Genomic DNA, 22,257 nt, shown 5'->3' with positions numbered 1-22,257 from the left:
AGTTATTAGCGGTCTTCACGAATGAACGTTCTTCGGACAGCCTCTTCCCATATCATCTGATATTCGAGGTTCATCTTCATCATCTTACATCTGGACAAATTATCGATAAGCAAGGCAAGGATGGCTGCGTTAACCCCGATGGTTGGAGGAGCGATAAGCCCGAATTCAGCGCCTAGCGAGAGAAGCTGCTCAAAGCCCTTTACAAAATCTTGTTGGATGCTCAGGAATGGAGCTCTAAATTGTTCATCCCGCTCAGCCAGCATCGCAAACTCACTGAGCACCCTTAATGTGGAACGATATTCTTCTTCGCCGCTTGGCAGCATGTTTAGACCGCCGCTGATTAGGATTTCCACGAAATTGTCTATATTGGCGGATTGGGTATCAAAGTAGGCTGTAAAATGATGGTCCCGGAAAATATGCTCAAAGGTCCGGCTGATCAGCTCTTCTTTGGTCGCAAAATGATAATAAATAGAGGATTTGGTGATCCCTACTTTTTTGGCGATCAAGCCCAAACTCGTTTTCTCTATTCCATACTCAGCAAAAAGCTCAAATGCGGCCTGGATGATGTAACCGGATGTAATCTCTTTCTTCTTGATAACCCTCAGGCTCCCTTCTATTGAATTAGTGTCATTATAAGGAATAGTATAATGAACTGTCAATAATTTAACGACCGATCGTTCAAAAAACATTGCGCATAGAATAACCACCTGCAAGGATGCAGGTGGTTGTTCTACTAAATAACGCCTATGCTTATTTAAATAGACAAGAATGTATATGTTTCCGGGGTCCCCGCAAAGTACCTGAATATACATCGAAGCTAAAACTCCACTTTGTGGGGGGATTTTACCGGGAAATACACCTGATAAGGCTCGTACCCGATATCACGGATTCTTCTGAGCTGGATGCCCGGGTCCTGACGGGTGGTCTTGAAGAAGTAGCGCCAGCTCCCCCACTCCCGTTCATTCTCCATGATGATCTCATCGGCTGCACCTGCTAACGGGGGATATAGAATCCGTTCATGCTCCGTGATACCGGCCAGCACTTCAGGACCATAGCGGAACGCACCAGTCTGTTCATCGTCCGGCAGAGGGATAAACCGGATGCCCACCGGCAAAATGATGCTGATCCGGTCGCCGTCCTGCCAATTCCGCATTATCATGTAGAAGGCGGAGTGATCTGCAGACTTGCCGTGCAGCTCGCCGTTCACATAGATGACGGCCTCTGACATGATCCAGTCCGGTATCCGCAGGTGGATGGCGAATTCACGGTCAGCGCTGGTATGAACGGTAAAGTCATATTTTCGATAATCCGGCATATTCTCGTGCAGCGCTGTAATCTCATTCAATTCCTGCTGCCCGGCTGTGTTCGAGGAGTTCAGCATGCTTCCGCTCATATGGTCCTGAGATTGCTGAATCCGCACGTTCTCTCCGTGGATCTCAGTGGTCAGCTCCGAACGGAAATACTGGCAGACATAGATGTCGTTCTGCTCCTGATAATAGATGGCTCTATTCAGCGCGGCGTTGGCCTGGACCATCGTTCCGTGACAGCAGAAGAAGCTGTCTGTCTCCGTGCTCCAGTCCTTCCGCAGCCCGGCCTTCATTGGCAGGAAGTAGGTGAGCAGTCCGGTTGCGGGGTCGCTGTGCTTATTGCCGGTCAGATGATACTCCTGGTAATAGGCCTGGGCCATGATTCCGTTGTACATATTGTATTCGATATACTGCGCATAGGCCGGATCTGAGGTGTGCCGGAACAGGAATTCTGCCAGACGGATCATATTATATACCGTACAGTGCTCCTGATTCTTGTCTCCAAGGCGGGCCTTGATCTTCATCTTCGGCATCCACACCTCACCGGCCGTATTGCCGCCTGTGGCCAGCATTCCCCGTTCAGTTACAGCACATTTCCAATAGGCTGTGACGATATCCATCCAGCGCTGCTCACCGGTGACCTCGTAAGCTCGGGCGCAGCCAAGCACCTCGGGAATGGTTGTGTTGGCGTGCATGTTGGTCAGCGGGTCTTTATTTTCCAGTAATGGACGGAACAGTCTGCTGCGGTAATAACGCTCCAGCAGGGTCGTATACTTGGCATCTCCGGTAATCTGAAGCAGGTCCGCCCATGCCTCCAGCATACCGCCCGTCTCCATATCCAGAATGTCATCGAACTTCTCTCTGGTGAAGGTACTGCTCCAGTCGACGAACCAGTCGGCAAAACGATTGGCGATGTCAAGCGCCTTGCCGCTGCCGGTGAACTGGTGCATGTCCACAAGTCCCATAAATAACTTATGAATATTATATTGCGGTGCCCAGATTGCTTTGCCTTGTGCCACCCAGTGCAGATATTTCTCGGGAATCGGCGCGGCCCATTGTCCTCCGTTGTCCTTCTGGCATTCAGCCAGCTCGTCAAGGATAAGGTCAGCCTTCACCTTGATTTCCTGGTCCCCGGTCTCATGATACCGGATCGCTGCGGCAGACAGCCAGTGCCCCAGGAAATGACCGCGGATCTGGCAGACCGGTGTCTCCCAGCCCCCATGGGCATCTTCCGGGATATCCCTGCCGTCATATCTTCCAGCTTCCACCTTATAGTTAAAAAGGAGATTATCATTCGTCAGCTTCATCAAATACCGGCGGTTGGCATCCTCTCTGCGCTTCAAATCATGGTCTTGAAGAATAACCTGTTTGCCCTTCAGTTCTCTCATTGCTGCAGCTCCTTAATGGAATGACATTGATTGCACAATGAAATTATAAAGAAGCTGGCGTCGTATTCCAATGATGGATACGTATATAAAGTTGATTCATACGGCTTAATTGCGTAAGCTCCGGTTGGAAATTATAGCTGCCCCAGATCCTCTTCGGTGATGAACACGGCTTTATGCTTCCTGCGGTTAAAGCTGATGCGCACAGGATCACCTGCCTTAAGCGGACTTAGGAATGAGATGACTTGCTTAATCTCAACGTCCTTGAGCCGGCCTTCATCCACGAACTCCACCACGAAGCGGACCATCGGCTGTTCGTTAACATAGAGACCTGTCTCCTTCATACTCTTAATGTGGCCCTGAACGATCTCGCCTGACTGGATCTGTCTGCTTCTGGCGTTCATCAGCATGCGTGGAATAATAGCAAAGCCCAGCAGCATGGCCAAGGTAATCACAACCCATACGGCCCAGTTGATGATAAGTCCTCCGCCCTGCTTGGCATAATTCATGAAGCTTACGAGGGAGACCCGGGTATCGTTGTCCGTTATGAGCCAGCCTTCCACCTGCTGATTGGTGTATACGTTGGCCTTCCCGATCTCCAGATCTGCAGCTCCTACTTCCTGTTTGCCGCTGCTATAATATAGCGTGCTGCTGCCTAATTGCTTATAGAACCGGGTGTCCGTGTCTTTGATATGGTCATACGCTAACTGCTTCAGAAGTGATGAGGCATCCTGAAACTGTCCGGTCCGTTCATTGAAAATATATCCTGTAACCTGCCCGTCCACTTCATCCTCTGCCGTAGATCCGGCGATCAGCAGCTCTTCGTCATTCAGCAGGAAGACACGGGTTTGGTAGACCGGCTTCGGCACAGGAACAGCGTCTCCCCATTTCTTCTCATTTCTGTTGTAGAAGGCAGCTATGCCTGGATAATCGTCATGCACTCGGACCAGCTTGGCGTTATTGAAACCAAAGACCTTAGCGAACTGTGCGCTGGCCCGGTCCTGCAGAGCGAATGAGGCTTCATCCTCCTGCCCCACCAGCACGGCAGGCTTGCCTGCCTTGTCCAGAATTCCGCTGACCAAGGCTGAACGGTTATCCTTTAAGCTGACCGAGAATAATGGGACCGACAGTTCATTCTGGAAGCTGCCTATCAACTCAGACATCCGGACCGGTCTGGCCGGGAGAAGCTTCTGCTTATCCAGGATCGCCCGTTCCAGCTTGCCGTCCTTCACCTGGGCAATCACCCATTCGGAGTCCGTGATATTCCCGGCGGCAATCAATCTGCCCCGCCAGGAGAACGCATTCGAACTTAAGGAGAACGGAATATGGAGCGTACCTTGCGACAACTCCTCGATCTCACCTGTGGGGCGGATGAGATTCAGCATCAGTCCTGAGGTCTTGGTATAGATCGGGATGAGAATACCATCCTGCTGATAGGTGACTGGTCCCGGCTCGCTCTGGAAGCTGGTGGGGATGGTGGTCTGCCGGATCAGCGCTGCGGTTGCGGTGTCCCATAGATATACGTCGTATTTCTCATCAAATGTATCTTCCTTGGACAGGCCTAGCATTTGCTTGCCCCCATCCAGCAGAAAGATCTGTTCCATGGCGGGGAAGTAGTCCTTCACATTCGTTAGATAATTTCTGTAGTCTTTCCAGGTGTAGAAGCTTAGAATGATGACTGGGATCAGAAAAAAAAGATTTAATATCGAGATAGTGCGTTTCCTTTTCATCCTGTGTCTCCTCCTTCAGTGTCGTGTTGTATTCCCTCCAGGAATTGGGATTCTATGTTTTAACCATAGTACTATTTTTTTCTCTATCAACACAAATGAGAGCAGACCTCATTCATGATGAGAGTCTGCTCTTGATAGAGTTGTATAGGACAAAATCTTAACTAAAGTGTAATCGTTACTGCGGTGAACATTTAGACTTCCGGCCGCTCAATACTTCCGCCAGCGCCTGAAGCGAATAATCAGAGGTCGAGCACAGCAGGATGCTTCCGGCGTTCTGCGGCAGGTAAGCATCGTCATACGGGTTGCGCAGCACCAGATTCAGCAGCGGGCAAGCCGCAGCAAGCTGCGCGGCAAGTTCGAGCTGGCCGTAAAACAGGTGGGCATTCAGCGTTCCCTGGATCACGGTATGTCCGGCAGCCTTGGCACATAAGCCGGCAATCTCAGCAGCTTCAGGCTTCATGCTGCAATATTCTACCTGCACGGGCAAGCCCTGGTCTTCCAGCAGTGAGGCCAAGCCGATGGTCTGGCCGCCGGAATTGTCGGCGATGGTGAGCTGCTCCTGGCGCGGCAAGATCAGCAGATAGGAGCGTTCAGCAGACAGCGGCAGTAATTGCTGCGGATCACGGCTGATCTTGACCGTGCGGCGCGCATATTGTAGGGCCGCCTCTTTCCAGCCCTCGCGCGGAATAGGCCGGGCTGCCGTCTGGTATTGCCGGAATTTCGCATAGAGGCGGTGGATGCGGCTGACCGATTCGTCAATTCTGGACTCGGCGATGACGCCGTCCAGAACAGCTTGTCGGATGCAAGCGATGACCCGCTCCTGGAATTCTGGCGTATGACACATCAATATCATGTCATTGCCGGCCAGTACAGCCAACACTCCCACATCTTCCGGGTTGAAATTCTTCTTGATCGCGCCCATCTCAATGTCATCGGTGCAGATCACACCCTGGAAGCCGAGACGCCTCCGCAGCAGCTCTCCGGCGAAGAACGGGCTGAGCGAAGCAGGCAGACCTTCCGACTCGGCAATGGCCGGAAAGACGAGATGGCCCATCATGATCGAATCCGCCCCGGCTTCAATGGCGGCGATGAATGGCAACAGCGGTCCGTTCATTAATTCCTCTATTGTAAGTTCGCACTCAGGCAGTACTACATGAGAATCCCCGCTGACTTGTCCGTGACCGGGGAAATGCTTGGCTGTTACGGCCACCCCTGCCTCATGCATTCCACGAATATATGCCTTGCCGAAGGCGGCTACTACTTCAGGGTCTTCGCCGAAGGAACGTACCCCTACAACTGGATTGTCTATGTTCGTATTCACATCCAGCACCGGTGCCCAATTCATCGGAATGCCCAGTGCACGGAGCTGGCTGCCGATGATTTTACCTTGGAGATAAGCAGTCTCAGCATCCAGGCTTAATCCGGCGGCACGGTTACCGGGGATATGCGGATAAAAGGTCTTGAACTTGGAGAGCGTACCTCCTTCCTCATCAATCGATATATAATAAGGCTGTGGAATGCCGGAGTCTCCGGCAATGGACTGAACCTCTGCCATCAGCTTCAGCGTCTGCTGCTCATCCTTAACATTATGAGGGAACAGGCCGATCCCTCCGAACTGGTTCCCGGACATCCGCTTACGAAATTCTGGCTCCGCTGTTGTAGAAGGGATGCCCACTACGCACATTAGCGTGATTTTGTCCTCCAGGCTCATGGCGGCCGGATCTTGCAGGGAATTCACTTCATTCAGTTGCATAACTGCTCCATCCTCCTGTCGGTTTGTTGGCTAATCCTCGTCGTGGACAAGTCCCAGCTCCTGGTAGAGCGTCCGCTCCAGATAATCATGCAGATAAAAACGCGATGTTACGAAATGCTCAGCCATATCCCGGGGCTGGTATTGTAGAAGTGCTTCCAGCATCCGGGGCCGGACGGCCTCACGTCCATTATGGTTACGGGTGTAATTGTTCAGCAGCGAGCGCCATTCCGCGCTGTCGCCCGGGTACAGCTCCCAGCGGTAGGCATACTTATGGATTGCCCTGGAACGGTCGGTCGCCACCTCGAAATCATGCATAATTGCGATTAGCTCGGCGTAATCCTTATTCCTCTGGACATTAACGATCAGCTTCCAGATGATATCGTAGTAATCCTCCAACAGGTAATTGCCAAGCTGTGCATGGCCTGTCTCGGATGAGATACCATGGAACAGCTCCAGGAAGCGGTCGATGAACGTACCGGCATCCGCATGCCGGTTCCAGGCGAGATCGGCATGAAGCAGCATCGGATACCAGGTCGTCTCGAACACGCCATAAGGAACGCCAAGGCTGAACGGCCCGGTCCAGTTCGTTGCCACCATGCAGCGGATATCCAGCTTCCCGGCAGTCTCTGCCCACTGAAGCAGATTATCTGTCCGGTTATCAATGACCGGATAGTTCTGGTGCTCCGCCCAGTCGAAGCTGCGGACCGCCGGTGCACCCATCACCTCAATACCCAGTGCTCTGAACTTATGGGTCAGGGAAGTAACTTCATGTTTGATGTTGCGGCCGTTATAGATCCAGATCATCGCTGCGCTGCGCGGATCAAGCTTCGCCAGCTCTTCCGGCGGGCATTTGTCCAGCATGTCGTGCCAGAAGATCGGCTGCCGTCCCCGGCTGGCCGTGAATTCGATCAGGCGGTTCAGGAAGGAGATGAAGGCCCGTTCCCGCACACCGCCGAATTCCTTCCGGCACGCTTCACATTCACACAGGCTGTACACCTCGTCACAGCCAAGATGGATGTAACGCGATCCGGGATGGGCGTCCATCATCTCCGCAAGCAGGCCGGTAATCAGCTCATATGTCTGCGGATGGGATGGGCAGATCTCGCCTGTAGACTCTTCGGTCTCCCGCAGATGCTTCCAGGCGTCATGGCGCAGCACATACTCCAGATGGCCGAAGCTCTGCTGTAGCGGGATAATCTCGATATAATGCTCATGCGCCGCAGCCTGGAGCGCCGCAAGCTCTTCCCGGCTAAGCGCGTTCTGCGGATGGGCGAATTCCCGGTGCGCCTGGAACGGGAACTTGTCCTCATATTCAATCAGCACCGCGTTCGTCTTGTAGCGGGAGAATTCCGCCAGATATAGGGTCAGCCGCTCCGGCTTCGAGAAGGTCTGGCGCAGATCGAAATTCATCACCCGAAGCTCTGTATCAGGCCAGTCGGTAATGGACACCGCCGGAATATCGTCATCGGCATGCAGGCTCTGCAATTGCAGCAGCGTTTGCAAGCCGTAATAGAGTCCGGGGGCGTCCAGAGCACGAATTACGGCACGGCTTGCGCTAACCTCTAGATGGTAGCCTTCCGCCCGGCCCTTCAGCGCGGACAAGTCTGCCTCAGCAGGATCAGGAGCCGAAGCCCTGCCATTATTCAGTCCGGCTTCTCCGGGCGTTGCCCATGCGGCATCCTGCCCGGAAGCTACTAGTTCAGTCTGCATTGAAGTTTTCCCAGAGCTCTCAGTGCTTTCAGTGATCTCAGTGATCTCAGTTTCCTTGCTTTCCGCAAACCCCTCAATCAGTAGCGAGTATCCCTCAGCTGCTCCCGAGACAGTCGTGATAATCTCCCGGCCGGGAAAAGCCCGCCTGCAATGAAGCACCAGCCGGGGATCATCCACTTCCATGGCCAGCCGCAGACGGACTTCCCCGCCTGCCCGCCATGGCTCCTTCTCCGTCATCCTTATCTGCTTCGGCTCGGGTATTAAGCTAAGCATCGCTCTCTCCTCCTAGTACAACGTTTGATTTAATTTTGTGGATTGGATCAGTAAGACGAAGCTACCGCCCCGCTCACAGTCCGAATGTAATCGGTTTTCCGATTACATTGGGCGTATGCGCCGCCCTCGGTCCGATTGTAATCGGTTTTCCGATTACATTGGGCTCACGCGCCGCCCCCGGTCCGAATGTAATCGGTTTTCCGATTACATTCGGCGTACGCGCCGCCCCCGGTCCGATTGTAATCGGTTCTCCGATTACATTGGGCGTATGCGCCGCCCCCAGTCCAAATGTAATCGGTTTTCCGATTACATTGGGCGTATGCGCCGCCCCCGGTCCAATGTAGTCGGTTTTTCGCATACATGGGACCACACACCGGCTCGCGGGAGCAATGTGTTCGGTTTAATACGAAAATAAAAGTACCGGAAAATGCGCAGCAGAACGGGTTTTGACAAAAAAAGACCCACCGCCCCAAAAAAACGTTTCGTTTTTTTTGAAAAAGGGAAGACTATTGGATAGGATTTAATTGCACGCTATATCCTAACTGCTGGATATAGTTCACGTACCTATCTAACGTGTTTTTCTTGGACGTCTCATCGCCTAGTGAGACGTCTATTTCTTGGTATGACCTCTTCTCCCGCATCAGGGCATGGAGGATTCGAATCAGCAAATGCGCGGTGGCGACGTTTGCTTTTTTATCGCCTCTTCTCTTACGTATTCGTCGAAAAAATTGGCCGATCCGGTTCGAGGAGCGAGAGTTCGCCCAAGCCGCCTGACACAAGGCCCCTTTCAGATGCTTGTTCCCTTGCATCGTTTTTGACTTTCTTCGCTTTCCCGCGCTTTCGTTGTTCCCTGGACACACCCCCGCCCATGATGCAAACTGCGCATCACTCGGGAACATTTCCGCGACATGCGGCCCCACTTCGGCAAAGATGGTCACGGCAGACGTCCGCTCAATTCCTGGAATGGAGTCAATTTGTTCAATCACCTCCAGGTACGGTTCTGCCTTCGCCTCGATTCGAGCTTCCAGCTCCGTGATCCTTTTCTCCAAATAGACCAAGTGGTCCCAGTGGTCTCGAATCATCTCGCGGTGATGACGGCGCAACTTGCCATTGAGCGCGTCTAGCAACTGCGGAACTTTCTTTTTCAAACGGGTTTTGACCAGGTTTTTAACGGTCCCTTCGTCGATGACCTCGCCGTCCATGATCTTCTGGAGCAGGCCCCGTCCCGAAACCCCATATAGATCGGACATAAAGGTGGTTAGCTTAATGTTGGCATCCTGCAGGATTTTGTGAATGCGGTTTTTCTCCGCCGTCACCGCCTGCACCATCTTACTCCGGTAACGGGTCAAGTCTCGCAAATCCCGGATGTCTTGTTCGGGCACCATACTGCCTTCAATGAGCCCGCAACGGTGCAATTGCGCTAACCAGCGCGCATCTTGCATGTCACTTTTTCGACCCGGCGTATTCTTTACCCGCTGGGCGTTGGCCAAGACCAGATCACAACTGCCCTCTAAGATGTTCCATACCGGTTTCCATAACACGCCCGTACTCTCCATCACCACCTCCCGACAGCCTTGTTCACTCAGCCAATCTTGCAGGCCTAGCAATTCTTTGGTTGTCGTCCCAAAGGTTTTCAGGTGACATTGGGGTTTCTGTTCGATCGGTCCTTTCAACACGCAGGCCACAACGGTTTCCTGGTGCACGTCCAGACCGGCGCAACACATACGTACAGCATCCATTCCAATCATCCTCCATCGTCAGCTTACAAATCATGCGCTCGAGTGAGTGTAATTTAATACACGTACTTTTGGGGGCTACAATAGGCGATGCTCGAAAAGCGCAATAGAACAGTTTTTCGCACGGGGTGTATCCCAGTAACCGTTTCCGCCCTTTGATTTGTATATGTAGTGTTGACGACTACAGCCTCTTTTAGAATGGATGCGACGGATGCCACCCACTTATTTTCATTCCTGGGGGTGACAAGGTCTCTGTCTTGTCATGCCTGTTTAATACGAAAATAAAAGTACCGGAAAATGCGCAGCAGAACGGGTTTTGACAAAAAAAGACCCACCGCCCCAAAAAAACGTTTCGTTTTTTTTGAAAAAGGGAAGACTATTGGATAGGATTTAATTGCACGCTATATCCTAACTGCTGGATATAGTTCACGTACCTATCTAACGTGTTTTTCTTGGACGTCTCATCGCCTAGTGAGACGTCTATTTCTTGGTATGACCTCTTCTCCCGCATCAGGGCATGGAGGATTCGAATCAGCAAATGCGCGGTGGCGACGTTTGCTTTTTTATCGCCTCTTCTCTTACGTATTCGTCGAAAAAATTGGCCGATCCGGTTCGAGGAGCGAGAGTTCGCCCAAGCCGCCTGACACAAGGCCCCTTTCAGATGCTTGTTCCCTTGCATCGTTTTTGACTTTCTTCGCTTTCCCGCGCTTTCGTTGTTCCCTGGACACACCCCCGCCCATGATGCAAACTGCGCATCACTCGGGAACATTTCCGCGACATGCGGCCCCACTTCGGCAAAGATGGTCACGGCAGACGTCCGCTCAATTCCTGGAATGGAGTCAATTTGTTCAATCACCTCCAGGTACGGTTCTGCCTTCGCCTCGATTCGAGCTTCCAGCTCCGTGATCCTTTTCTCCAAATAGACCAAGTGGTCCCAGTGGTCTCGAATCATCTCGCGGTGATGACGGCGCAACTTGCCATTGAGCGCGTCTAGCAACTGCGGAACTTTCTTTTTCAAACGGGTTTTGACCAGGTTTTTAACGGTCCCTTCGTCGATGACCTCGCCGTCCATGATCTTCTGGAGCAGGCCCCGTCCCGAAACCCCATATAGATCGGACATAAAGGTGGTTAGCTTAATGTTGGCATCCTGCAGGATTTTGTGAATGCGGTTTTTCTCCGCCGTCACCGCCTGCACCATCTTACTCCGGTAACGGGTCAAGTCTCGCAAATCCCGGATGTCTTGTTCGGGCACCATACTGCCTTCAATGAGCCCGCAACGGTGCAATTGCGCTAACCAGCGCGCATCTTGCATGTCACTTTTTCGACCCGGCGTATTCTTTACCCGCTGGGCGTTGGCCAAGACCAGATCACAACTGCCCTCTAAGATGTTCCATACCGGTTTCCATAACACGCCCGTACTCTCCATCACCACCTCCCGACAGCCTTGTTCACTCAGCCAATCTTGCAGGCCTAGCAATTCTTTGGTTGTCGTCCCAAAGGTTTTCAGGTGACATTGGGGTTTCTGTTCGATCGGTCCTTTCAACACGCAGGCCACAACGGTTTCCTGGTGCACGTCCAGACCGGCGCAACACATACGTACAGCATCCATTCCAATCATCCTCCATCGTCAGCTTACAAATCATGCGCTCGAGTGAGTGTAATTTAATACACGTACTTTTGGGGGCTACAATAGGCGATGCTCGAAAAGCGCAATAGAACAGTTTTTCGCACGGGGTGTATCCCAGTAACCGTTTCCGCCCTTTGATTTGTATATGTAGTGTTGACGACTACAGCCTCTTTTAGAATGGATGCGACGGATGCCACCCACTTATTTTCATTCCTGGGGGTGACAAGGTCTCTGTCTTGTCATGCCTGTTTAATACGAAAATAAAAGTACCGGAAAATGCGCAGCAGAACGGGTTTTGACAAAAAAAGACCCACCGCCCCAAAAAAACGTTTCGTTTTTTTTGAAAAAGGGAAGACTATTGGATAGGATTTAATTGCACGCTATATCCTAACTGCTGGATATAGTTCACGTACCTATCTAACGTGTTTTTCTTGGACGTCTCATCGCCTAGTGAGACGTCTATTTCTTGGTATGACCTCTTCTCCCGCATCAGGGCATGGAGGATTCGAATCAGCAAATGCGCGGTGGCGACGTTTGCTTTTTTATCGCCTCTTCTCTTACGTATTCGTCGAAAAAATTGGCCGATCCGGTTCGAGGAGCGAGAGTTCGCCCAAGCCGCCTGACACAAGGCCCCTTTCAGATGCTTGTTCCCTTGCATCGTTTTTGACTTTCTTCGCTTTCCCGCGCTTTCGTTGTTCCCTGGACACACCCCCGCCCATGATGCAAACTGCGCATCACTCGGGAACATTTCCGCGACATGCGGCCCCACTTCGGCAAAGATGGTCACGGCAGACGTCCGCTCAATTCCTGGAATGGAGTCAATTTGTTCAATCACCTCCAGGTACGGTTCTGCCTTCGCCTCGATTCGAGCTTCCAGCTCCGTGATCCTTTTCTCCAAATAGACCAAGTGGTCCCAGTGGTCTCGAATCATCTCGCGGTGATGACGGCGCAACTTGCCATTGAGCGCGTCTAGCAACTGCGGAACTTTCTTTTTCAAACGGGTTTTGACCAGGTTTTTAACGGTCCCTTCGTCGATGACCTCGCCGTCCATGATCTTCTGGAGCAGGCCCCGTCCCGAAACCCCATATAGATCGGACATAAAGGTGGTTAGCTTAATGTTGGCATCCTGCAGGATTTTGTGAATGCGGTTTTTCTCCGCCGTCACCGCCTGCACCATCTTACTCCGGTAACGGGTCAAGTCTCGCAAATCCCGGATGTCTTGTTCGGGCACCATACTGCCTTCAATGAGCCCGCAACGGTGCAATTGCGCTAACCAGCGCGCATCTTGCATGTCACTTTTTCGACCCGGCGTATTCTTTACCCGCTGGGCGTTGGCCAAGACCAGATCACAACTGCCCTCTAAGATGTTCCATACCGGTTTCCATAACACGCCCGTACTCTCCATCACCACCTCCCGACAGCCTTGTTCACTCAGCCAATCTTGCAGGCCTAGCAATTCTTTGGTTGTCGTCCCAAAGGTTTTCAGGTGACATTGGGGTTTCTGTTCGATCGGTCCTTTCAACACGCAGGCCACAACGGTTTCCTGGTGCACGTCCAGACCGGCGCAACACATACGTACAGCATCCATTCCAATCATCCTCCATCGTCAGCTTACAAATCATGCGCTCGAGTGAGTGTAATTTAATACACGTACTTTTGGGGGCTACAATAGGCGATGCTCGAAAAGCGCAATAGAACAGTTTTTCGCACGGGGTGTATCCCAGTAACCGTTTCCGCCCTTTGATTTGTATATGTAGTGTTGACGACTACAGCCTCTTTTAGAATGGATGCGACGGATGCCACCCACTTATTTTCATTCCTGGGGGTGACAAGGTCTCTGTCTTGTCATGCCTGTTTTTCGCATCTGTTTGACTCTATAGCTCATCATGCAGATGTCACTATTTTAATTCTGATGCAGTACTAATCCTTATCGGCCGCTGTAATCCGGCCGTTCTTCCATACCGCTTGGATCTCCAGGCCTCCGCCGCCGCCCTTGCGGAAGCCGATCAGATCCGCTGGCGCACCAGCTGTAAGCCCGGCAGCCTGCGGAAATGCGAGCAGCCGGGCCGGTTGAACCGAGGCGCAGTCGATGGCGTCCGCCAGCGGTGCCAGCCCGGCCCGGGCCAGGTAGGCCACCTGATCCGCCAGCATCATGGCTGATCCGGCCAGCAGCTGCGGATGGCCGGCCAGATGCAGCCGCCCTTCCGGCGTCAGCACCACGTCGCCGCCGATGTGCAGCCTGTAGGCACCCGGCGCCATGCCGCTCAGCGAGACGGCATCGCTGACGAGAATCGCCCGGTTGCGCTTCACCCGCAGAATCACCTTCAGCAGCGTATCCGGCAGATGGCAGCCGTCAGCAATCATACAGCCATACAGCTCATCGGCAGCCAACTGCTCCCACAGATAATGAGGATGACGCGGGAGCGTGAGATGTGTGCCATTGCCCAGATGAGTGGACATCACTGCACCCGCTGCCACCGCTTCCCGGATCTGCTCCGGCGAGGCGGCTGTATGTCCGATGGAGACCCGGACACCGGTGGCGCTGCACCGGGAGATGAAGGCTGCGGCCCCCGGCCATTCGGGGGACACAGTAATGATCCGTATCAGCCCTTCCGCCGCTTCCTGCCAGCGGCAGAACGCTTCCCAGTCAGGCGGGCAGATATGCTCCAGGGGGTGCGCCCCGCGCGGACCGTCCTCCGGGGATAGGAAAGGCCCCTCCAGATGGATGCCTGCGATCAGTCCGGCGTTATCCGGCTGTGTCCGTACCGCTTCAGCAATCGCGGACGCTGCCTGGGCGAGCTTATCCAGTCTGTTTGTAATCAGAGTCGGACAATATGAGGTGACTCCCCGGGCCAGCAGGCGGCGCGAGAGTCCGGCCACGGTCTCCGGCTTAAGCGGAATCGTGTTCAGGTCCAGCCCCCAGCCGCCATTGACCTGTAAATCAACCAGCCCCGGCGCAAGCCAGGGCCAATCAGCCATATGCGGACTCTCGGCCAGCGTATGAACGGCTTCAATGACGCCTTCGTTAACGTGGACCTCAAGAGGCAGGCTGGTTCTGTAATGTCTTCCCGAGATCACACCGTTCATAAGCCGAAGGCATCCCGGTCCGTGAACAGCGTAATGTCGGGGTGGGTCCGCAGTACACTCGCAGGACACGCGGTACTGAGCGGGCCATGAAGCGCAGCCTGAAGCGCGGCCCGCTTAGCCAAGCCGGGAACAATGGTGAACAGATGGCGGCCTGCCATCAAGGCGGGCACGGTCAGTGTCAGCGCATGAGTAGGTACATCGTCCAGGCTGACGAAGCAGCCGTCGTTGACCTGCTGAGTTCGGCAAGCATCGTCTAATTCAACCGCTTTAACAATAAACGGATCGGCGAAATCAGCTACAGGCGGATCATTGAACGCAATATGCCCGTTCTCTCCGATGCCGAGGCAGACGATATCTATGGGCGCTTCATTCAGCAGCGCTGCGTATCTCCGGCACTCCTCTTCAATATTGCCCGTCCGGCCCAGTAGCTCAATCCGTCCGGGATTGACTCTCTTAAACAACCGTTCCTGCAAGTAGTTTCCGAAGCGCTGGGGTGCGTCTTCCGGCAGTCCGATATATTCATCCATATGAAAAGCGTGCACCCGGGACCAGTCAATTCCCTGCTCCCGGACCAGACCTTCATACAGCTCATTCTGTGACGGAGCCGCTGCAAATACGATACGGACCGGAGCCGTAGACTGCATCTGCAAGTCTCTGATCCTCTGTCCGGCCGCAGCCGCAGCCGCAGCCGCAACCCCCATCTGGCTGCGCTCGTTATAGACCAGAACGCGCATACGCTCTACTAGATACTCCGCCGCCGGAATCAACGTCTCTTCCATGATGAACCCTCTCCTCCTTATAGGGGCGGAAGTGACCGCCTCTTCACTTCTACAACCCGCTGTTGACTGACATATATGGCTTGTTATCCGAATTCTCCGAACTTGCCAGCGTTACAACGATTCCCGAAGTATTAGGATCGCTCCACTGGAAGGTCGGCTGCAGCCCAGCCGCTGCTGCTGCGATAACATAAGCAGTCACATCCGCACTGTACCACCCAGCCCCGGTGACCCGGACCGTTCCGAGATTCGTCCCTCCGCTGACGGGACGGTTATTCCACGTAATGCCGTTCTCGGTCCACTGCGCTCCAGTGTACCCTTTCAGTGCAAGTGTAACCGGAGAAGCCGGCGCAGCAGTGACATACACGTTCATAGTTACGGTCTGCACCTCCGTCGTCCCGGAGAGATTCAGCTCTGCCTTCATGAAGGCAATGCGGTCCCCTCCGCCCTGTGCATTCGGCAGATCGGCAATCTCCAGCACAGGCTCCTGTCCGAAATTGGCCAAGGGCTGATGCTCATGGACATAAGCATCCATGATCACTGGAATCACGGGATCTGCCTGAACGCTTCTTGCGATATGCAGCAGATAGAGATCGGCAGTTCCATCCTCGTGATACACCAGGACCGGTACATCAGCAGGCTCTGAGCCGATCATGACGGATGCGGCTGTTCCCGATGCCACGGACATTCCATTTATAAGTACCACATCCGATGCCTTGGCGGTAACCGGGGTGACTTGCAGTGAAGTTACATTGCTGTTGACTGTTACGGTATAGGCTTTGTCACCCGCAGCGAAAGGCTTATCCCACACTCCTGCCGATAACGTTAATCCGTTAAGCCCGCCATTCGGCAGCAGCGCCGTGGTGTGCGGCAGGTCATGGGCGCTGGCGTAGTAATAACCGGGAGCCTGAACTCTTCTCGGCTCGAACCCGGCTTGACGGCCGGTCGGAATCGCCTCCGAGGTGAAGGCTGCCCGTCCATCCGCGCCCGTAACTGCCGCTGCATAACGGCCCGCCGAATACGTGAAGCGGCCTTCTATTGCAGCTCCTGTAAGCACTTCCCCTGTGGCATAATCGCGCACCTTCATCGAAGCTGCCGCAGCGGTACCAGTGTAGGAGAGCTGCATATCCGTCACAATCAACGGCTTAAGCGCCGTACTGCCGGTGACAGCAGACACTTCACCGGATAACGGGCCGATATTGCCCGCCAGATCGCGGGCAGCCACCCGGTAATAGTAAGTGGTGTCCGGGAGCAGTCCCTTGTCCTGATAATTCAGGCCCCGGGCAAGTCCGGCGATATCCGCCGAGGTTGGCGTGAAGCCGGGGCCCGTACTGCGGTAGATAACGTAGCGGTCTACCTCTAAATTGTCAGTAGCCATTCCGTAATTCAGTCTTATGCTCTGATAGTCACTGGCAACAGCGGTTGGCGTACCCGCAGGGGCAGACGGGGCTTCATGATCTTCCGGCGCTGTCCAGAAGATGCCGCCCGGTCCCCAATAGGAAGGCAGGGCCCGGTAAGAATCATAGTGATGGACAGCGATTCCGCCGAAGGCGCTGCTCAGCCCGGAAGCGGCATAGACCTTGTCCAGCTCAGCTTCCATATGGCTGCGGCCTTCCTCCTGGAAGGTAATCGTCTCCGGGTCGCCGCTGTTCGCAATATCCAGCGTCTCCACTCCGATAACTACAGAATTCGGCTTGCCGATGGCCTCTGCATAGGCCAGCTCACCGGCGGCCCCGGCAATAATGCCTGCGGTTCCCTCAGCGGAATCTCTGTAATCCATAATCGAGATATAATCGGAGATATCCTGGATATGCTCTGATAGCCACTTCGTTGTGCCGTTCCACTGGATATTGGCTCCTTGCTCCGAGGAGTCATACCATTTAGGTACAGCCGGACCGAAGGGCAGCCGGATACCGGCTGAATCGCGGCGGTCAATCATTTTGCGCAGACCATTCAGATACTCCTTCTGCAGGAACTTGCTTGGATCTTTGAAGTCCGGGGAAATATAGGGCTCGATGTCCACGTTGATCCCGTCGAACTTCTCATTCGCATCCGCCGCAAGATTGTAGTTGATAATCTGCTCGATCTCGCGGACGGCATGGCTATGGTAACGCTCATAAGCACCCATGTAAGCCGGGGAGGTTCCGCCCGCCACAAGGGCGTGGACGCTTAAGTTCCGCTCATGCGCCCAGCGCATGAAGGAGCGCAGCTCGTCTTCCTGCTCCTCCAGCGCCCGGTAGCCCGCGTAGCTGCCTACGGCCAGATACAGCGTCGTCACCGTCTCTGATCCGAAGGTCGCAGTGTCCGTAACGAAGGACTCCAGTACCTCCCGCGAGCCTGGGTTCAGCAGCAGCTTATAGCTCTCCGGCTCCCAGATCCACATCGCCCGGTCCTGATCCGGCAAAGGAACCGCCGGCTCATGGGTACCGGCACCGACCTGCGCGTAGACGGTCGGGCTATAGCCGTAGCGTCCTGGCGCATTCGTCGCCCGCGCCTCCAGGCTGAGCGTGCGGTCACCGATGCCCGCCGTATTCCAGGCATATACATATTCCGTGCCGTTATGCGCAGCCTGTTGCCAAGGGCCCCGGTTCACCCGGACCTGCACTGCCGAGACCGGCGTAGCCGATTCTGCCTGAACGGTGACCGCCACCTGTCCGGTCAAGGCAATCCCTTCATCCGGTCCCGTAATCTTCACCACTGGCGCAACACCTGCGGGGTTGTTCACCTCAAGGGTCACGGACGGACTCCACACCCCGTAACGGGTAGTGGTATCCAGCCCGCGGGCCACCAGCTCCACCGGACCGTCATACCGGGAGGTGTCGAGCGTATAAGACCAGCTGCCGCTGTCATCCCCGTCCGGGTCATCCAGCAGCGCCTCGAACTGGGCTGTCCCGTTCACATACAACCGGACATCATACAGTCCAGTATAAGTGCCGCTGACCTCAACTGGCCCGCCGGAGGACACATATCCCCCGGGCGGTTCGTCCAGTGTAATCGTACCTGCGGCCCGGGCTGTGCCCGGAACCGCCACTGCTGAAATAACCAGAATCAGACCTAACACCGACAGAATCCATCCAAACCGTTTACCAGAGCTCTTCAGCCAATGCTTCATAAGCGGTACCTCCTCATAATGGTCAAGCGAATACCCTTATTGCCTTGCCTGTGCGTCAGCGGTTCTTCCCTGCGTCAGTACCCGTTTATTTGCTGCTTAATTGAATATTCTGAACCCGGTCATAGGCTTCCTTGTACGTTGCCAGCAGCTTGTCTACGCCCAGATTGTTGATCTCCTCAACATATTTATCCCAGTCTGCCAGCTTGCGGGAGCCGGTGACGAACTTGGCGAAGCTCTCATCGCGGTGCTTCTTGATCGCCTGTCCGGTAATCGAGATGACTTCATTCTCCTTCTCGGTGAAGGCCGGACGCGGCTGCATGTTGGCCGGATCGTATTTGACGGCCTCTTCATAAGCGTGCTTCAGGTCCTCCGAGAACAAGGACAGATGGGCATTGAAGTCAATCCAAGTATACGTTCCGCTGGTCTGAAGTCCTGTCTGCTTCCGCATTTCAATCACATCGGTGAATTCCGGCTTGAACTTGATCGTCTCGCCTTCCTTCACATACGTCTCGCCTTCCACGCCCCAACTGCTGAGTGTGCGGCCCTCTTCCGAATAGAAGAAGTCCATATAACTCATGATATCCTCGATATTCTTAGAGGTCGAAGCAACAGTCAGACCGCCCTCCATGTAATGGAAGTAAGGATTGAGCTGCTTGCCGCCTTCAAGCCCTGCGGGAGGAGCCATGAACTGCATATTGAATTCAGGATTCTCCTTGCGCATCGCATTATTGAAGAAGTCCACCCGGCTGATATAATCCACAGTTACAAAAGACTTGCCGGTGGACACCATGTCCTGCCACTGCTTGGTCTGCAGCGAGAGGAAATCCGGCGGAATCAGCCCTTCATCGTAGAACTGCTTCCACATGCCGACCATTTCCTTATAGCTGTCCTCTGTCGGCCCATAGCGCCATTCTTTTGCATCGAAATCGTAGTAAGCCCCTTCACCCGTTCCATAGTTGACCGTCATATTCGTGTTCATCTCATCCGGGATCTGGCCATAACGGAGTGACAGCGGGTAACTGTCCGGGTATTTCGTCTTGAGCGTCTTCAAGGCCGTGTGCAGTTCATCATAGGTCTTGGGAGCCTGAATCCCCTCCTTCTCAAAAACATCCTGGCGGTACATCCAGATCATCCGGTTCGTCTCCCCGAAGCCCTGGTTCGGGAACATATACATTTTGCCGTCGGCGGAGAGTGCGGCCTTCGCCTCATCCGGGTACTGCTTCATCCAGGCGGTCAGATTCGGCAGCTTATCCATATATTCCATCAGGTCTACAAGTGCGCCCTGCTGGCCGAATTTGTTAGATTCCTTGCGGTTGGGCATATACATCAGATCCGGCAGCGCATTGGAGGCCACTGCGAGATTCAGCGCTTCAGCCAGCTTCCCGGAGGGTGTCTGCACCTCCAGAGTGACGCCGGTCTGATCCTTGATCCAGCCCCAGACCGGCCAATCCTTGGAATACGGGAAGGTGGCATTGTTGTCCAGCAGCGCAGTGAAGGTATGGGCCTGCTTCGCTTCCGAAGTGGCGGGAGAAGTCTCGCTCCCGGGTGCAGCCGTAGCCGCAGGAGAAGCGTTATTGTTATTGCCCCCGCTGCAGCCGCTCACCAGTATTGCCGCTGCCGCGAGGGGCAGCATTACAGACTTCCATTTGTTCATTCTTCATCTCTCCCTTAAGTAGTAGTTATGGTTCAGGGCCGGATCAGCCCTTCACTGCACCGATCATGGCGCCTTTGACAAAATACTTCTGAACAAACGGATATACCGTGAGAATCGGCAGCGTGGAGACCATAATCGTTGCATATTTGAGCGACTCTTCAACGACCTGGTTGTCTCCCCCGATGCCGGTCACATCCCCCGAGCTTGCGCTTCCGGCCAGCACCAGATTGCGGAGCAGCACCTGAAGCGGGAACAGGTCCGGGGTGCGCAGATACAGGAGCGGATAGATGAAGTTGTTCCACATGCCCACCGCATAAAATAAAGCAATAGTTGCGAAGGAAGCCTTTGACAGCGGAATGATGATGCGCATGAATATCCCGATATCATTCAACCCGTCGATGCGTCCCGATTCCTCCAGCTCCTTGGGAATACCCGAGAAGAAGGTGCGCATCAGAATCAGATTCCAGGTGCTGACCGCGCCCGGCAGCACCATCCCCCATACGGTATCTACCATATTCAGAGAGCGGACCACGAGGAAGGTTGGAATCATCCCGCCGCTGAAGAACATCGTAACGACAATCAGCATTGTGAAGGTCCGCCGCAGCGCCATATCCCGGCGGGAGAGCGCGTAAGCCCCGGTTGACGTAACCACCAGCGAGATCAGCGTGCCTAGCACGGTGTAGATCAGTGTGTTTTTATAGGCCGTCCAGATCTTCGGGTCTCCCAGCACCAGCTCGTACATCTTCACATTGAAGCCCTTGGGCCAGAACGAGACCGTGTTCTTGATGACATTGATATCGCTGCTCAGAGAGACCGCCAGCATATGCAGGAACGGATAGAGCGTAATAACCACAACGATCATCAGGCAGAACGTACTTACTACATTAAACCAGGAAATTCTCGGTGATCTCATCACCACACCTCTTCTCTACCATAGACTTGTCTCGCTGACCCGGCGGCTGATGTAATTGGCGCTGTAGATGAAGATCAGGCTGATGATGCCCATGAACAGGTCAATCGAAGCGCCATAGCTGAAGTTCCCCTGCTCCATCCCGACCCGGTACACGTACGTACTGATGATATCGGCCGTATCGTAGATTGCCGGGTTCTGCATCAGGAATACCTTCTCGAAGCCAATCTCCAGCACCTTGCCGATATTCAGAATCAGCGTGATGACAATCGCCGGCGAGATGCCGGGCAGCGTGACATGCCATATTTTGCGCATCCGGCTGGCCCCGTCCATATCGGCCGCTTCATAGAGCTGCGGATCGATTGCCGTCAATGCCGCCAGATAGATGATGGTCTCCCAGCCGATATGCTGCCAGATCTCCGACAGAACATAGATCCCCCGGAACATTCCAGGCTCATTCATGAAGTTAACCGGTCCGATTCCGAAGGTACCCAGCAGATTGTTAATTAACCCGCCTGTCGGCGACAGGAACATAATGACCATGCTCGCTACAATGACGTTTGAAATGAAGTGCGGCAGATAGCTGACGGTCTGCACGAATTTTTTGAACGCAGCCTTACGGACTTCATTCAGCAGAATAGCCAGGATCACCGGAGCAGGGAAACCGAACACCAGCTTGTACAAGCCCAGAAGCAGAGTGTTCTTCATCAGCGGCCAAAAGTCAGGATTCTCAAAAAACATCCGGTAATACTTCAGCCCCACCCAATCGCTGGCCCAGATTCCTTTAAACAGATTATAATCCTTAAACGTAATGACGAGACCGAACATCGGCGCATACCGGAAAATCAGATAGTACAGCAGGCACGGCAGGAACAGCAGCCATAGCGTTTTGTTATGGTTCCAGGTCCGCAGCAGACGCCCTTGGCGCCGGTAAGGATCTTTCATTTCCTTTCTCAGGTTGTCTTGTACTACACTCGTTTGAGCCATAGGCATTCCCCTCTTGTTCTTAATGATGCAGCGCACTTAAATGTCAGCTAACTTCCCCCGTGTTTCCGGGGTTTGTCTCCGAATTATAGGGGCAAGCTGTTAGAAAGCGCTATCAGCATGTTATATAACTTTTCTCCCGATCTGCATATTTCCCGGTTTAGGTGTATAAATCGGTAAAAGTGCATATTGTGCGTGTCAGCTTTGGGCCGC

The 22,257-nt window shown here is 53.8% G+C and carries 15 protein-coding genes; all 15 read right to left on the bottom strand.

Annotated features, from left to right (window positions below; genetic code table 11):
* Window positions 1–5: 5 nt before the first annotated feature.
* The gene (locus tag MKX63_RS28835) at window positions 6–812 is read right to left on the bottom strand and encodes a TetR/AcrR family transcriptional regulator (RefSeq protein WP_341022031.1); all 807 of its coding nucleotides are present in this window, start codon (window positions 810–812) and stop codon (window positions 6–8) included.
* 5 nt (window positions 813–817) lie between these two features.
* Entirely contained in the window at window positions 818–2,695 is a 1,878-nt protein-coding gene (locus tag MKX63_RS28830; protein WP_341022030.1) for a beta-L-arabinofuranosidase domain-containing protein, read from the bottom strand.
* Window positions 2,696–2,826: 131 nt separating this feature from the next.
* A complete protein-coding gene (locus tag MKX63_RS28825) occupies window positions 2,827–4,422 on the bottom strand; it encodes a hypothetical protein (protein ID WP_341022029.1) in 1,596 nt (531 codons plus the stop codon).
* Between the two features lie 175 nt (window positions 4,423–4,597).
* The gene (gene nagZ, locus MKX63_RS28820) at window positions 4,598–6,175 is read right to left on the bottom strand and encodes a beta-N-acetylhexosaminidase (RefSeq protein ID WP_341022028.1); all 1,578 of its coding nucleotides are present in this window, start codon (window positions 6,173–6,175) and stop codon (window positions 4,598–4,600) included.
* Window positions 6,176–6,205: 30 nt separating this feature from the next.
* Window positions 6,206–8,158 (bottom strand): DUF4838 domain-containing protein, encoded by a 1,953-nt coding sequence (locus MKX63_RS28815; protein ID WP_341022027.1) that lies wholly within the window; start codon window positions 8,156–8,158, stop codon window positions 6,206–6,208.
* Window positions 8,159–8,231: 73 nt separating this feature from the next.
* A complete protein-coding gene (locus tag MKX63_RS28810) occupies window positions 8,232–8,516 on the bottom strand; it encodes a hypothetical protein (protein WP_341022026.1) in 285 nt (94 codons plus the stop codon).
* 148 nt (window positions 8,517–8,664) lie between these two features.
* Window positions 8,665–9,882: an IS110 family transposase gene (locus MKX63_RS28805; protein ID WP_341018523.1), complete on the bottom strand. Its 1,218-nt coding sequence runs from the start codon at window positions 9,880–9,882 to the stop codon at window positions 8,665–8,667.
* Between the two features lie 388 nt (window positions 9,883–10,270).
* Window positions 10,271–11,488 carry an IS110 family transposase gene (locus MKX63_RS28800; protein ID WP_341018523.1) on the bottom strand — a complete coding sequence of 406 codons (1,218 nt, stop codon included), beginning with the start codon at window positions 11,486–11,488 and terminating at the stop codon, window positions 10,271–10,273.
* A gap of 388 nt (window positions 11,489–11,876) precedes the next feature.
* Entirely contained in the window at window positions 11,877–13,094 is a 1,218-nt protein-coding gene (locus MKX63_RS28795; RefSeq protein WP_341018523.1) for an IS110 family transposase, read from the bottom strand.
* 347 nt (window positions 13,095–13,441) lie between these two features.
* On the bottom strand, window positions 13,442–14,608 hold the full coding sequence (locus MKX63_RS28790) for an N-acetylglucosamine-6-phosphate deacetylase (protein WP_341022025.1): 1,167 nt from the start codon (window positions 14,606–14,608) through the stop codon (window positions 13,442–13,444).
* Entirely contained in the window at window positions 14,605–15,387 is a 783-nt protein-coding gene (locus MKX63_RS28785; RefSeq protein WP_341022024.1) for a glucosamine-6-phosphate deaminase, read from the bottom strand. The genes MKX63_RS28790 and MKX63_RS28785 overlap by 4 nt, the downstream gene beginning before the upstream one ends.
* A gap of 49 nt (window positions 15,388–15,436) precedes the next feature.
* Entirely contained in the window at window positions 15,437–18,496 is a 3,060-nt protein-coding gene (locus MKX63_RS28780; protein ID WP_341022023.1) for a CBM96 family carbohydrate-binding protein, read from the bottom strand.
* 85 nt (window positions 18,497–18,581) lie between these two features.
* Window positions 18,582–20,150 (bottom strand): extracellular solute-binding protein, encoded by a 1,569-nt coding sequence (locus tag MKX63_RS28775; RefSeq protein WP_341022022.1) that lies wholly within the window; start codon window positions 20,148–20,150, stop codon window positions 18,582–18,584.
* A 43-nt stretch (window positions 20,151–20,193) separates the two neighbouring features.
* Window positions 20,194–21,063, bottom strand: coding sequence for a carbohydrate ABC transporter permease (locus MKX63_RS28770; RefSeq protein WP_341022021.1), 870 nt, complete (start codon window positions 21,061–21,063; stop codon window positions 20,194–20,196).
* Window positions 21,064–21,078: 15 nt separating this feature from the next.
* Window positions 21,079–22,047 (bottom strand): ABC transporter permease, encoded by a 969-nt coding sequence (locus MKX63_RS28765; RefSeq protein WP_209870926.1) that lies wholly within the window; start codon window positions 22,045–22,047, stop codon window positions 21,079–21,081.
* Between the last annotated feature and the right edge of the window lie 210 nt (window positions 22,048–22,257).

Source organism: Paenibacillus sp. FSL R7-0179, assembly GCF_038002265.1.
Classification (GTDB): Bacteria; Bacillota; Bacilli; order Paenibacillales; family Paenibacillaceae; genus Paenibacillus_AQ.
This window is presented reverse-complemented; position numbering and strand designations above follow the sequence as displayed.